We start from the raw sequence: 14,949 nt of genomic DNA, 5'->3' as shown, positions 1-14,949 counted from the left end.
ACGGAGTGTTGACCATGGCCCAGAACAACCGGCCCGGAGCCGTCCGCAAGAAGAAGAAGGGCCCGGTCGTGGGGAGCGGCGGGCAGCGCCGCAAGGGCCTCGAGGGCCGCGGTCCCACGCCCAAGGCCGAGGACCGCGTGTACCACAAGGCGTACAAGGCCAAGCAGGCCGCCGCCCGCAAGCAGCAGAACCAGCCGCGCCGCTCGCAGCGGCCCGCGGGTTCGGGTCCCATCAAGGAGGACCTGGTCACCGGCCGCAACTCGGTGCTCGAGGCCCTGCGCGCCGGGGTTCCCGCCAAGACCCTGTTCGTGGCCACCAAGATCGAGGTGGACGACCGCGTCAAGGACATCCTGCAGCTGTGCGCCGAGGGCCAGGTGCCCACGCTCGAGGCGTCCCGCGGTGAGCTGGACCGGCTGTCCTCGGACGCCATCCACCAGGGCGTGGTGCTGCAGGTCCCGCCGTACGACTACCCGGACGCGGACGAGCTCGCGGCCTCGTTGATGCGTGATCGTGATGCCACCCGCCCGCCCCTGCTGGTCGCGGCGGACGGCATCACGGACCCCCGCAACCTCGGAGCGATCATCCGCAGCGTCTCGGCGTTCGCCGGGGACGGCGTGATCCTGCCGGAGCGCCGTTCCGCGGGCGTCACGGCCACCGCGTGGAAGACCAGCTCCGGCGCGGCCGCGCGCGTCCCCGTGGCCAAGGCCACCAACCTGACCCGCACGCTGCAGAACTGCAAGAAGCAGGGCTACTTCGTGGTGGGTCTGGACGGCGGCGGGGACATGTCCCTGCCGCAGCTCGAGCTGGCCACCGAACCCCTCGTGGTGGTCGTGGGCTCGGAGGGCAAGGGGCTCTCCCGGCTGGTGACCGAGCACTGCGACGCGATCGTCTCCATCCCCATCGAGTCCGCCATGGAGTCGCTCAACGCGTCCATGGCCGTGGGGATCACGCTGTACGAGATCGCCCGCCGGCGTGCAGGCGCGTAGCCACCCCCTGGGGGTCCACCCCTCCCGCTCGGGGGACGGCACGGCGAACGTGGCCGTCCACGCCCCGGGTCTGCCGGAGGTGGACCTGGTGTTCCAGCGCCCGGGGGAGCCCTGGCGGCGGCTGCGCCTGGCGGGGCGCAACCACGGGATCCACTACGCCACGGTGCCGCGGCCGCGCTCCGTCCCCCCGCAGAGCATGACGGCCGCGGAACTCGCCCGGGACGTGTGCCCGGCCATGCCCGAGGGCACCCGCTACGGCTTCGTGGCGGGAGCACCCGCCGGCACGCCCGTGGCGGACCCCGCGGCCGAGCCCGTGCTGCTGGACCCGTACGGGAAGGGCCTGGAGCGCGTGGCCCCGCCGAGCGGCGTCGTGGACCCGGGTCCGGACGCGTACGGCGGCTGCTACGTGTCGGTGGTCGCGGCACAGGACCACGTGTGGCACGACGCGCACCGCCCCTCGCCGCCGTGGCGCGACACCGTGATCTACGAGGCCCACGTCAAGGGACTCACCATGGCCCACCCGGACGTCCCGCCCGAGCTGCGGGGCACCTACGCGGGGCTGGCGCACCCCGTGGTGCTGGAGCACCTGCGCGGCCTGGGGATCACCGCGGTGGAGCTGCTGCCCGTGCACGCCCACCTGGACGAGGCCCACCTCACCGCGAACGGACTCAGCAACTACTGGGGGTACAACACCCTGGGCTTCTTCGCGCCGCACGCCGGCTACGCCACCGCGGCGGCCCGGGCGGCCGGCCCCACGGCGGTGCTCAACGAGTTCAAGGCGGCCGTGGACGCCCTGCACGGCGCCGGGCTGCAGGTGTTCCTGGACGTGGTGTACAACCACACCGCGGAGGGCGGGGCCGAGCAGCGCCCGTACTGCTGGCGTGGTCTCGGGGACCGCGCGTACTACCGGCACGACGAGCCCGGCAACTACGTGGACGTGACCGGGTGCGGCAACTCGGTGGACTTCTCCGACGCCCAGGTGGTGCGGATGGCCCTGGACTCCCTGCGGTACTGGGTCACCCAGTGCCACGTGGACGGCTTCCGCTTCGACCTCGCCCCCGAGCTCGGGCGGGACGAGCAGCACCACTTCACCCGCAACCACCCCTTCTTCGTGGCGCTCGCCGCGGATCCCGAGCTGCAGGGGATCCGCATGATCTCCGAGCCGTGGGACGTGGGCGCGGGCGGGTGGCAGACCGGGCGCTTCCCCGCCGGCTGGGCGGACTGGAACGACCACTACCGGGACACCGTGCGGGACTTCTGGCTCTCCGCGCAGCGCACCATGCGCCGCAGCGGGGGTGGTGGCACGGCCGCGCGCCTGGCCGGGGCGATCGCCGGGTCCGCGGAACTGTTCGCCCCCCACGGCCGCAGCGCGCTGGCCTCCGTCAACTTCGTGACCGCCCACGACGGCTTCACCCTCCACGACCTCACGGCCTACGACGCCAAGCACAACGAGGCCAACCTGGAGAACAACGCGGACGGCACCAACGACAACCACTCCTGGAACCACGACCACGAGGGCTTCAGCTCGGAGGTGCGCATCCGGGCGGCCCGCGCGGCCACGGCCCGGAACATGATGGCCACGCTGCTGCTCTCCCAGGGCATCCCCATGATCACGGCCGGGGACGAGCTGCTGCGCTCGCAGGAGGGCAACAACAACGCCTACTGCCAGGACAACGGGCTTTCATGGGTGGACTGGCGCCTGACCCCCCAAGCCCGCTCCATGCTCCACACCACCCAGCGCCTGATCCGGATCCGGCGGGCGTTCCTGGCCGGTCAGCCCCGGGACTTCCCCACGAGGCCCGAGAACGTGGTGCTGCGCTGGTACGCCACCTCCGGTGAGCACATGACGGGCGAGCGCTGGCAGACGGACGGTGAGCGGGCGCTGCAGGTGGCGCTCGCGGCCCGCGGCGGCTCGCTCGCCGGGCTGTTCGTCATCAACGGCACCGGGTCCGCGGTGGGGGCGGTGCTGCCCCCGCGCGAAGCGCCGGACGACGACGACGCGGCCCCTCGCTCGTGCGGCTACCGGCTCGTGCTCGCCACGGACCCCCGCCTGGACGAGCTGACGGGCAACACGTGGCACTCGGGGGACCCCGTGGCGATCCCGGCGCAGAGCGTCGCGGTGTTCGCGCTCACCTGAGCGTCCGGTCCTCGCGCCGGGCGCCCCCGGACCGAGCCCGTGCCGGCGGCCCGCGGCGCCGCCGCTCCCGGGTGCCCGCGGCCGTCAGTCCGCGGCGTTGCACACCAGCGCGAGCTCGGCCGGGTCGGCCAGCTCGGGATGGCGGGGCAGCACGCGCACCGTGTACCCGAACGGGCCGGAGCGGTCGATGGTCACGGGACCGCAGAACAGCACCCGGCCCGCTCCCAGGTCGGTCACGGGCTCCAGCACGGCATGGGACCGCTCGTGGATGTGGTCGGACTCGGTCACCCGCCCGTAGCCCACCTGCACCGTGACGTCCTCGGGTGCGAGCGAGCCCAGGTCCACGTAGGCGTTGACGCCCAGCTCATCCCCGATCTGCGGCTCCTGCTGCACGCCCTGTGCCTCCACGTGCTCCACCCGCACCCGTGGCCACGCCTCGCGCACGCGCTGGATCCAGTGGGCCGTGGCGCGGGCCGCCGCGCCGTCGTCGGCGGCCGCCCGGCGCCCTGAGACGCACGCCGGGACGTACAGCTGCTGCACGTAGTCCGTGAGCATGCGGCGGGACGAGACGCGGGGACCGAGCGTGGCGAGCGTGTGCCGCACCATCGCGAGCCACTGGTGGGGCACGGCCCCGGCGGTCGGTTCCGGGGCGTCGGACCGGAACGGGGGTGTGGTGCCCTCGGATCCGTCGCCGTAGAACCGGGGAGCCACGTGGCCCTCGATGAGCTCGTACAGGGCCGCCGCCTCCACGTCGTCGCGCTCGTCCGTGCTGGCCTTGCTGTCCGCGGTGGGGATGGCCCAGCCGTTCTGGCCGTCGTACATCTCGTCCCACCAGCCGTCCAGCACGGACAGGTTCAGACCGCCGTTGATCGCGGCCTTCATCCCGGAGGTCCCGCACGCCTCGAGCGGGCGCAGCGGGTTGTTGAGCCACACGTCGCAGCCCGGGAAGAGCACGCGTGCCATGGCGATGTCGTAGTTGGGCAGGAACACGATCCGGTGGCGCACCTCGGGATCGTCCGTGAAGCGCACGAGGTCCTGGATCATGCGCTTGCCCATCTCGTCCGCGGGGTGGGACTTGCCCGCCACCACGAGCTGCACGGGGCGCTGCGGATCCAGCAGGAGTCGCTTCAGCCGCTGCGGGTCCCGCAGCATGAGCGTGAGCCGCTTGTAGGTGGGCACGCGGCGGGCGAAGCCGATGGTCAGCACGTCCGGGTCCAGGACCGACTCCGTCCACCCCAGTTCGGCGTCCGCGGCGCCACGCTTCTTCCACGAGGCGCGCAGGCGCTCGCGGACGTCCACGACCAGGCGCTCGCGCAGCAGCCGACGGGCCGCCCACAGCTCGGCGTCCGGGACCTCGTGGATCCTGCGCCACCGGGCGGCGGGATCGAGATCGTTCTCCTGCGGCTCCACCGCGAGGTCCCACACCACGGGATCGATCCAGGAGGGCACGTGCACGCCGTTGGTCACGGAGGAGATCGGCACCTCGTCCGCGTCGAAGCCCTGCCACAGCCCCTGGAACATGGATCGCGACACCGCCCCGTGCAGCTGGGCCACGCCGTTGGCGCGCTGCGCGAGCCGCAGTCCCATCACTGCCATGTTGAACTTGCCGGGGTCACCGCCCGGGTAGGTCTCGGCCCCGAGCTCCAGCACCCGCTCCACGGGGACGTCCGGTGTGGGACCGGCCGCGAGGAAGTGCTCCACCTGGGCACGCTCGAAGCGGTCGATCCCCGCGGGGACGGGGGTGTGCGTGGTGAACACCGTGGCGGCTCGGACTGCCGCGAGCGCCTCGTCCCACGTCATGGGCGTGGTTCCGTCGCAGGGGTGCATCAGCTCCTGGATGCGCTCGATGCCCAGGAAGCCGGCGTGGCCCTCGTTGCAGTGGTACACCTCGGGCGTGGGTGCGCCCGTGAGCCGGCTGTGGACGCGCAGCGCACGGATCCCGCCCATGCCCAGCAGCAGCTCCTGCCGCAGGCGGTGGTCGCTGCCGCCGCCGTAGAGCCGGTCGGTGACGTTGCGCGCGGCGTCGTCGTTGTCCGGGATGTTGGAGTCGAGCAGCAGCAGGGGCACGCGGCCCACGTCCGCGCGCCAGATCTGGGCGGACAGCGCGCGGCCGTCCGGCAGGGGGAGGGTGATGCGCGCGGGGGAGCCGTCCGCCTCGCGCAGCAGCGTGAGCGGCAGCTCGTCCGGATCCAGCACGGGATACGTCTCCTGCTGCCAGCCGTCACGCGAGAGCGACTGCTTGAAGTAGCCGGCCTGGTAGAGCAGCCCCACGCCGAGCACCGGGATGCCCATGTCGGAGGCCGTCTTGAGGTGGTCCCCGGCCAGGATGCCCAGACCGCCGGAGTACTGGGGCAGCGCGGAGGTGATGCCGTACTCGGCGGAGAAGTAGGCGATCGCGGCGGGCGCGTCTGGGCCCTGCGTGCGCTGGTACCAGTGGTCCTCGGTGAGGTAGTTCTGCAGATCGGCGTCGAGTTCCCGCACGCGGGCCACCAGCTCGGGGTCCTGCGCGATCTGCTGGATCTCCTCGCGGGTCAGCGACCCCAGGAGCTTGACCGGGTCGCCGTGGACGGCCTCCCAGGCACGGGGATCCAGCTCGGCGAAGAGGTTCTCGGTGGGCTCGTGCCAGGACCAGCGCAGGTTCCTGGCCAGGCCGCGCAGCGGGGCGATGGTCTCGGGGAGAACGGTGCGGACGGTGAACCGTCGGATGGCCTTCACAGTGGCGAGCCTAGCGGGTGGGCTCGGGCGCGCTCCATGCCTCCTGCCCCGTGACGTCGCCCCGTCCCCCGGTACCGCGCGGCCTTAAGAATCCCGCCGATAGTCGGTAACGTGGGCCCCGTGTCGCAGCAGAACCAGCCCCAAGGCCGCCGTCCCTCCGAGACCGCACCGGACTCCCACGCGGGTGGCGCACACCCGGACGTGGGTTCGCGGCTGAGTCCACCCGTTCCCGCCACGGGAGTTCCCGACGTCGCTCCCTCGGTCCACCGCGCCGGAGCGGGGACTCCGGCCGCCCAGGAGCCGATCACCCAGGAAGCGGCGGCCCATGAGCCGGTGGCGCGGGACGCGGTGACCCACGAGCCCGCGGACCGGGCCGGGGACGCGGACGAGCGCCCCGCCGTCGACCGTTCACAGCAGGCGCGGGACACCGCAGAAACCAGCACCACCCAGGCCGCCGCGGCCGATCCGGAGGAGGACACCGTGGACTTCCCGTCCGAGGAGCTCGTGTACGGCCGGATCCCCGTCACCGACGTCAGCCCGGTGGTGGAGGGCGGGCGGTTCCCCGCCACCGCCATCCCCGGCGAGGACATCCGGGTCCGCGCCACCGCGTTCCGCGAGGGCCACGACTCCCTGGGCGTGACCGCCGTCCTGTACGACCCCCGGGGGCGGGAGGCCCAGCGCCGGACCATGGCGCTCGTCGAGACCGGCACGGACCGCTACGAGGCCTGGTTGCGGCCCGAGTACGAGGGCCGCTGGTGCTTCGCCGTGGAGGGCTGGTCCGACCTCTACGACACCTGGTACCACGCCGCGCAGATCAAGCTGGGGGTGGGCCAGGACGTCGAGCTGATGTTCCAGGAGGCGCGCCTGCTCTTCGACGCCGCCTCCAAGGAGGCGGATCGCGGCGCCACCGAGGCCCGCGCGTTCGAGGGCGCCGCGGAGGCCATGACGAACACGGACCTGTCTCCGGAGCAGCGCTGGGAAATCGCCACGTCGCCGGAGATCCGCGGGTACGTGGCCGAGCGCCCCCTGCGGGACCTGCTGAGCTCCTCCGAGCGCTACCCCCTCGAGGTGGAGCGCGAGGCCGCCGGGCGCGGGGCCTGGTACGAGTTCTTCCCGCGCTCCGAGGGCGCCGTCCACGACCCCGCGTCCGGCACGTGGACCTCCGGGAACTTCCGCACCGCGACCGCCGCGCTGGACCGCGCCGCGCGCATGGGCTTCGACGTCGCCTACCTGCCGCCCATCCACCCCATCGGGCGCAACCACCGCAAGGGCCCGAACAACACGCTGACCGCCGGCGAGCAGGATCCCGGATCCCCGTGGGCCATCGGCGGACCGGAGGGCGGCCACGACGCCATCCACCCGGACCTCGGCACGTTCGAGGACTTCGACGCGTTCGTGGCCCACGCCCACGAGCTGGGCCTGGAGGTGGCCCTGGACCTCGCGCTGCAGGCCTCACCGGACCACCCGTGGGTCCAGGAGCACCCGCAGTGGTTCACCACGCGCGCGGACGGCAGCATCGCCTACGCCGAGAACCCGCCCAAGAAGTACCAGGACATCTACCCCCTGAACTTCGACAACGACCCCCAGGGCCTCGCCGCCGAGGTGCTGCGCGTGGTGGAGCTGTGGATCTCCCACGGGGTGGACATCTTCCGCGTGGACAACCCCCACACCAAGCCCCTGTGGTTCTGGGAGTGGCTGATCGCCCGCGTCCGCGAGGACCACCCGGACACCGTGTTCCTGGCGGAGGCCTTCACCCGCCCCGCCATGATGCAGGGTCTCGCCAAGGCCGGTTTCCAGCAGTCCTACTCCTACTTCACGTGGCGCAACACCAAGGAGGAGATCGAGGAGTACCTCGAGGAGGTCTCCCACGAAACCTCCGGGTTCTACCGCCCCAACTTCTTCGTCAACACCCCCGACATCCTCACCGAGTACCTGCAGTTCGGCGGGCCGGCCGCGTTCAAGGTGCGCGCGGCGCTCGCGGCAACCGCCTCCCCGCTGTGGGGCGTGTACGCGGGCTTCGAACTGTTCGAGCACGTGGCCCGTCCCGGGGCGGAGGAGTACATCGACAACGAGAAGTTCCAGCTGCGCCCCCGCGACTTCGCCGCCGCGGTGGAGAGCGGGGACTCGCTCGCGCCGTACATCACCCGCCTGAACCGGATCCGCAGGGACCACCCGGCACTGGGGGACCTGCAGAACCTCACGCTGCAGAACGTCACGGACGGCGCCATGGTGGCGTACAGCAAGACCAAGACGGTGGAGCGGGACGGTGTGCAGGTCAAGGACACCGTGATCGTGGTGGTCAACACCGACCCCCACGCCACCCGCGAGGCCACCGTGTGGCTGGACCTGGACTCCCTGGACCTGCGGGACGAGGACTTCAACGAGGACGGCTCCTTCTGGGTGGACGATCTCATCTCCGGCGCGAGCTGGAAGTGGGGGACCCACAACTACGTGCGCCTGGACCCGTACGTGGAGCCCGCTCACGTGCTCAGCATCCGCCGCAGCGTGAAGTGAGCCGCGGCCGCCGTCGCCCCGTCGTGGGCGGCAGCGGCCCACCCCGAACCACCCCGCCATGTTCTTCACACCCGCTTCCGCGAGAGGGCAGCCCCGCCAACCATGAGCACCACTCCTTTCCACCTCAACGCTCCCGGGATCGCCCACGATCCGGACTGGTTCCGCAAGGCGGTCTTCTACGAGGTCCTCGTGCGGGCCTTCTCGGACGCGAACGGGGACGGCTCCGGTGACTTCACCGGCCTGATCGAGAAGCTGGACTACCTGCAGTGGCTCGGCATCGACTGCCTGTGGCTGCCGCCCTTCTACGAGTCGCCCCTGCGGGACGGCGGGTACGACATCTCGGACTACTACTCCGTGCTGGACGAGTTCGGAACCGTGAGCGACTTCAAACGGCTCGTCGCGGAGGCCCACGCCCGCGGGCTGCGCGTCATCACGGACCTGCCGCTGAACCACACCTCGGACCAGCACCCCTGGTTCCAGGCCTCCCGCGAGGACCCGGAGGGTCCCTACGGGGACTTCTACGTGTGGTCCGACACGGACGAGAAGTACCAGGACGCGCGCATCATCTTCGTGGACACCGAGGTCTCCAACTGGACCTTCGACCCCGTGCGGCGGCAGTTCTTCTGGCACCGGTTCTTCTCCCACCAGCCGGACCTGAACTTCGAGAACCCCAAGGTCGTCGAGGCCGTGTTCGACGTGGTGAAGTTCTGGCTGGACATGGGCATCGACGGGTTCCGCGCGGACGCCATCCCCTACCTCATCGAGGAGGAGGGCACCAACTGCGAGAACCTCCCGGGCACGCACGACTTCCTGGTGCGGCTGCGCGAGATGGTGGACCGGGAGTACCCCGGACGGGTGATCGTGGCGGAGGCCAACCAGATGCCGCACGAGGTCGTGGAGTACTTCGGCACCGAGGAGTCCCCCGAGTGCCACATGTGCTTCCACTTCCCGATCATGCCGCGGATCTACTACTCCCTGCGGGACCAGAAGGCCGCGCCCATCGTCTCCACCATGGAGCACACCCCGCAGATCCCGCGCGGCACGCAGTGGGGCACGTTCCTGCGCAACCACGACGAGCTCACGCTCGAGATGGTCACGAGCGAGGAGCGCCAGGCCATGCTCGGCTGGTACGCGCCGGACTCCCGCATGCGCGCGAACATCGGCATCCGACGCCGCCTGGCGCCCCTGCTGGACAACTCCCGCGCGGAGCTGGAGCTGGCCCATGCGCTGCTGCTGTCCCTGCCCGGCTCCCCGTTCCTGTACTACGGGGACGAGATCGGCATGGGCGACAACATCTGGCTCGACGACCGCGACGCCTCCCGCACCCCCATGCAGTGGACCCCGGACCGCAACGCCGGGTTCTCCACCGCGGACCCGGGAAAGCTGTACCTGCCCGTGGTGCAGTCACTGGTCTACAACTACGCGCAGACCAACGTGGAGACGCAGCTGGCGTCGTCGTCCTCCCTGCTGCACTGGATCCGGCAGATGCTCATGGTGCGCAAGGCGCACCCCGCCTTCGGGATGGGGGAGTACGTCAACGTGGCCACGGACCACGAGTCCGTGCTCGCGTTCCTGCGCCGCCTGGACCCGCAGGACGCGGACGACGGCGTCGGGGAGACCCTGCTGTGCATCTTCAACCTCGCGCACGTGCCCGCGAGCTGCTCGGTCCACCTCGAGGAGTACGCGGGCAGGGGCACGCGCGAGCTCTTCGGCGGTGAGCCCTTCGGCACGTTCTCCGAGACCGGGGACTACCGCATCACCCTGGGATCGCAGGACTTCTTCTGGCTGCGCCTGCGCACCGCGCCCAGCACGGACGGCAACCATCCGGAGACCGTCGCGATGCCCATCATCAAGCCCGCGCGCGGCGAGTGAGCCCGGGCGGGGAGCACCCGCACGGGCCCGACCGAGCTTTTCCGAACGACGACGGGGGATCCTCCATGACGGACCAGCAAGTTCTCGACAGGCTTCGGGAGTGGCTGCCGCGCCAGCGGTGGTTCCCGTTCACGGCCACACCGGACCAGCTCCGCCTCAGCGTGGTGGGCCGGACGGCGCTCGACGGCGGTGACAGCTGGGTGTCCCAGCCGGGGCGCGAGCGCATCATGTTCCTGGTCCAGGTCACCGTGGGGGAGCGCAACGAACTGCTCAGTGTTCCCGTGGTGCGCAGCACCGAGCCCCTGCCGGAGCTCGAGCAGTTCCTGATCGGCTCGTACCCCGCGGACGGCTCCGGCCGCGCCCTCCCCGAGCAGCTCGCCGCGGGAGCGGAGGCGTCGGCATCGGTGCTGCGCCGCGCCGTGTCCCAGGCGGGCGCGTTCCTGGGACGACGGCGCTCGGACCGGGCGGACGCGTCGTCGGCGCGCTCGGGCACGGGCGGCTCCGGCGACCCCCGCGGCGTCGGGAACCCGGAGAAGACACCCGCCGCGGGCCCGGACGGGAGCACCGCGGACAGCCACGAAGCAGCGCATCATCACCTCTACGACGCCGTGGCGGAGCCTGGTTTCATGGACCGCGTGCTGCGCATGATGGACGCCCAGCTCACCGAGGGCGGCGTGCTGCGCCACGGGATGGGCCTGCACGGGCGCTACACCGGGGCGCTGAACACCGACTACCGCGTCGCGGCGTCCGAGCAGGTGCGGGTGATCTCCTCGGAGCAGTCCAACACCTCGGTGATCCTGCGTCCCGGTGAGGCGGACGCGGAGGATTCCGTGCTGCGCGGCGACGCCGTCATCGTCAAGTTCTTCCGGGTGGTGGGCGAGGGCCGCAACCCGGACGTCGAGGTGGGGGTCAAGCTCACCTCGCATGGTTCCTCGGCCGTGCCGGCCACCGCGGGATGGATCGACGCGCAGTGGCGCCAGGGCCTCGTGACCACCTCCGGGCAGCTCGCCGTGGCGGCCCAGTTCCTCGACGACTCCCGTGACGCGTGGGCCATGGCCGTCGACGCGGCCACGGCGGAGCGCGACTTCACGGACCTGGCACGGGATCTCGGCGCCACCACGGCACGCGTCCACGCGGACCTGGTGGCGGCCTTCGAACCCGCTGCCGTGGACGACGACGCCCGGCGCCGCTTCCTCGAGGACCTCGCCGGGCGCATCCGCTGGGCGTGGGAGTCCTGCGGCGAGCGGTTCGCGGCCTTCGGGCCGGAGGTGGACGCGCTGCTGGAGGAGCTGTCGGACACCCGGCAGATCCCCGCCCTGCAGCGGATCCACGGTGACTACCACCTGGGGCAGGTGCTGCACAACGACGCCCAGGGATTCCGCATCCTGGACTTCGAGGGTGAGCCGCTGCGACCCATCAAGGAGCGCGTGCGCCCGGACGTGGCGCTGCGTGACGTGGTGGGCATGCTGCGCTCGTTCGACTACGCGGGTGCCATGGCCGCGAAGGAACGGGGCCGGGACACGGCCGCCTGGACGCGAGCCGTCTCGGAGGCGTTCCTGGAGGGTTACAGCGCCACGAACGGCGCGCGCGTGGACATGGACTCCGTGCTCTTCCGGGCCCTCTGGCTGGACAAGGCCCTCTACGAAGTGGTCTACGAGCAGCGCAACCGCCCGGAGTGGGTGCAGGTGCCCGCGGACGCGGTGGTTCGTTCGCTTGAACGTGCACGCTCCCGTAACGTGAAGCGGGAGAAGCACGAGAGCCATGCAACGTCGTCCAGAACCGAGGATTTCGTGACCACCGAGCACCCCCGCCCCGCAGAATCCGCTGCCACGCCCGCCGCAGAGCGCCCCGGTCCCACGCCGTCCGGGCACTCCGCGCCTCGTTCCTCGGAGCCGGCGCCGCAGCCCCCGGCCCACGACGCCGCCCGGCAGGCCCCCGCGGCGTCCGACGGCTCCGCCGCACCGTCCGACCCGAAGGGGGCGGGGAATCCCGCGCCCGGTTCGGCGGCGGCCGGGCACAGTGGTGCGGACCGGCCCGGAGCCGACGCGGCGCCGTCGAGCGCCGCCGGCCCCGCCGGTGGTCCGGTGACCGTGTCGGAGGACGTCCTGGCCGCCGTGGCTGAGGGCCGGCACCACGATCCCCACTCGGTGCTGGGGGCCCATCCGAACCCGGACGGGACCGTGACCATCCGCACCCTGCGTCGTTTCGCGACCGCGGTCTCGGTGCGCACCCCCGATGGTTCGTTCCCCCTGGAGCACGAGTGGGGCGGGATCTTCACCGGGGTGGTTCCCGCGCACGACGAGGGCAAGATCCCCGACTACCGCGTGGAGGTCGGCTACGCCGGGAAGGCCCCGGAACTCGTGGACGACCCGTACCGCTTCGCCCCCACCCTGGGAGAGCTGGACCTGCACCTGATCGGCGAGGGGCGGCACGAGACCCTCTGGGAGGTGCTCGGGGCGCACGTGCGCCGCTATCCCTCCGCCCTGGGCGACGTCGCGGGCGTGAGCTTCGCCGTGTGGGCGCCGAACGCCCGGGCCGTGCGCGTGATCGGCGACTTCAACGGCTGGGACGGTTCCGAGCACGCCATGCGTGCACTGGGCTCCAGCGGTGTGTGGGAGCTGTTCGTGCCGGGGATGAAGTCCGGGGACACCTACAAGTACCAGATCTGCGGGTCCGACGGCGCCTGGCGGGACAAGGCGGACCCCATGGCCTTCGGCACGGAGATCCCGCCCTCCACCGCGTCGCGCGTCTTCGAGTCGGACTACCAGTTCCAGGACGCGGAGTGGATGGCCAAGCGGGCCGCCGGTGATCCGCACAACGCGCCCATGAGCGTGTACGAGATGCACATCGGCTCGTGGCGCATGGGCCTGGGGTACGTGGACCTGGCCCGCGAGCTCGTGGAGTACCTCACGTGGCAGGGCTTCACCCACGTGGAGTTCATGCCGGTGGCGGAGCACCCGTTCGGCGGCTCCTGGGGCTACCAGGTCACCGGGTACTACGCGCCGTCCTCGCGCTTCGGGTCCCCGGACGAGTTCCGCTACCTGGTGGACCAGCTGCACCAGGCCGGGATCGGCGTCCTGGTGGACTGGGTTCCCGGCCACTTCCCCAAGGACGAGTGGGCCCTGGCGAAGTTCGACGGGCAGCCGCTGTACGAGCACCCGGATCCGCGCCGCGGGGAGCACAAGGACTGGGGCACGCTCATCTTCGACTACGGCCGGCGGGAGGTGCGCAACTTCCTGGTGGCCAATGCCAGCTACTGGCTCGAGGAGTTCCACGTGGACGGGCTGCGCGTGGACGCGGTGGCGTCCATGCTGTACCTCGACTACTCCCGCAACGACGGCGAGTGGGAGCCCAACCAGTACGGTGGCCGCGAGAACCTGGAGGCGATCGCGTTCCTGCAGGAGGCCAATGCCACGGCCTACCGCCGCAGCCCGGGCATCGTGATGATCGCGGAGGAGTCCACGTCCTTCCCCGGTGTCACCAAACCGACCAGCGCCGGGGGCCTGGGGTTCGGGATCAAGTGGAACATGGGCTGGATGCACGACAGCCTCGAGTACATGGCCGAGGACCCGATCAACCGGCACTACCACCACAACAAGGCCACGTTCTCCCTCGTCTACGCGTTCTCGGAGAACTTCATCCTGCCCATCTCGCACGACGAGGTGGTCTACGGCAAGGGTTCACTGCTGCGCAAGATGCCCGGTGACCGCTGGCAGCAGCTGGCGAACGTCCGTGCCTACCTCGCCTACATGTGGGCGCACCCCGGCAAGCAGCTGATCTTCATGGGCACGGAGTACGCCCAGGAGTCGGAGTGGTCCCAGGAGCACGGTCTGGACTGGTGGCTCTCGGAGACGCCCCCGCACCACGGGGTGCAGGAACTGGTGCGGAGTCTGAACACGATCTACCGGCAGACCCCCGCCCTGTATGCGCGGGACAACGATCCCTCCGGGTTCGAGTGGATCGACGCGAACGACGCCAAGCGCAACACCCTGTCCTTCACCCGCTGGGACGACCAGGGCAACCCCCTGGTGTGCGTTACGAACTTCGCGGGCAACACCCACGAAGGATTCCGGCTCGGACTGCCGTGGGCGGGGGAGTGGGAGGAAGTGCTGAACACGGACTCGGAGCTCTTCGGCGGTTCCGGGGTGGGCAACCTCGGGCGGGTCACCGCCACGGAGGGTGCCCACGACGGCAAACCGGCCTCGACGGTGCTCACGGTTCCCCCGTTGGCGGTTCTGTTCCTCAAGCCCGCCGGCGGCTCGGGGACGAGCCCGGCCGCGGGATCGGACAGCGGGAACCACTAGCACTGCAGCGGCCAACCGGAGATCCGGTCCGGCCCACGACGAACCCGCGGATGGCAGCCGGCCACCGCGGGTTTGTCGTATCCCGCGCCCACGTGTAATGTCTTCCGAGTTGCCACGGCGGCGGTCGCGAAGACCGGCAATGGTAGCAGCATCGGGTCCCAGTCGGAGCCGGCCAGGAGGTTCGCAAGGACCGGCTGGTGTGCTACGATTGACCCCCGCAAGTCACCGAACGGTGCGAACATCGTGAAGCAACCCAGGGTTCACCTGAGGTTGCGAGGGATGTCGGCCAGAGGTAATCTTGCAAACCGCAACCGATCGCGGTGCAGCTCGCAGGAGTAGCCGCAATGTGGTGTGTTGTTTGTCAACTCAATAGTGTGTCTAGTTTGTTGATACCAAAGATTTTGATTGTTTTTGGTTGATG

At 71.0% G+C, this 14,949-nt stretch carries 6 protein-coding genes; 5 read left to right on the top strand and 1 reads right to left on the bottom strand.

Translation table 11 applies throughout. The features are described from left to right. Window positions 1-14: 14 nt before the first annotated feature. On the top strand, window positions 15-986 hold the full coding sequence (gene rlmB / locus C1C97_RS10305; protein ID WP_121031708.1) for a 23S rRNA (guanosine(2251)-2'-O)-methyltransferase RlmB: 972 nt from the start codon (window positions 15-17) through the stop codon (window positions 984-986). Next, window positions 973-3,123, top strand: a complete 2,151-nt coding sequence (gene glgX / locus C1C97_RS10300; RefSeq protein ID WP_121031706.1) for a glycogen debranching protein GlgX — start codon at window positions 973-975, stop codon at window positions 3,121-3,123. The genes rlmB and glgX overlap by 14 nt, the downstream gene beginning before the upstream one ends. Before the next feature lie 84 nt (window positions 3,124-3,207). Here the strand turns inward: glgX and glgP are convergent, their stop codons facing one another. Then, window positions 3,208-5,838 (bottom strand): alpha-glucan family phosphorylase, encoded by a 2,631-nt coding sequence (gene glgP / locus C1C97_RS10295; protein WP_121031704.1) that lies wholly within the window; start codon window positions 5,836-5,838, stop codon window positions 3,208-3,210. 111 nt (window positions 5,839-5,949) lie between these two features. Here glgP and C1C97_RS10290 point away from each other — a divergent pair, with 111 nt between their 5' ends. The 3 genes from C1C97_RS10290 to glgB all read left to right on the top strand — a co-directional run bounded on the left by C1C97_RS10290 (window position 5,950) and on the right by glgB (window position 14,528). After that, window positions 5,950-8,352 carry a maltotransferase domain-containing protein gene (locus C1C97_RS10290; RefSeq protein ID WP_407657277.1) on the top strand — a complete coding sequence of 801 codons (2,403 nt, stop codon included), beginning with the start codon at window positions 5,950-5,952 and terminating at the stop codon, window positions 8,350-8,352. Window positions 8,353-8,454: 102 nt separating this feature from the next. Beyond that, a complete protein-coding gene (treS, locus tag C1C97_RS10285) occupies window positions 8,455-10,224 on the top strand; it encodes a maltose alpha-D-glucosyltransferase (RefSeq protein WP_110920173.1) in 1,770 nt (589 codons plus the stop codon). A 65-nt stretch (window positions 10,225-10,289) separates the two neighbouring features. After that, window positions 10,290-14,528 carry a 1,4-alpha-glucan branching protein GlgB gene (glgB, locus tag C1C97_RS10280; protein WP_121031702.1) on the top strand — a complete coding sequence of 1,413 codons (4,239 nt, stop codon included), beginning with the start codon at window positions 10,290-10,292 and terminating at the stop codon, window positions 14,526-14,528. Window positions 14,529-14,949: the final 421 nt, after the last annotated feature.

It is taken from the genome of Kocuria tytonis, from assembly GCF_003226895.2.
GTDB lineage: Bacteria > Actinomycetota > Actinomycetes > Actinomycetales > Micrococcaceae > Kocuria > Kocuria tytonis.
The sequence above is the reverse complement of the archived record's forward strand: the minus strand, read 5'-3'. Positions and strand labels throughout refer to the sequence as shown.

Coding starts and splice junctions, on each gene's coding strand:
- rlmB (WP_121031708.1), top strand. CDS start 15: ATGGCCCAGAACAACCGGCCCGGAGCCGTCCGCAAGAAGAAGAAGGGC.
- treS (WP_110920173.1), top strand. CDS start 8,455: ATGAGCACCACTCCTTTCCACCTCAACGCTCCCGGGATCGCCCACGAT.
- glgB (WP_121031702.1), top strand. CDS start 10,290: ATGACGGACCAGCAAGTTCTCGACAGGCTTCGGGAGTGGCTGCCGCGC.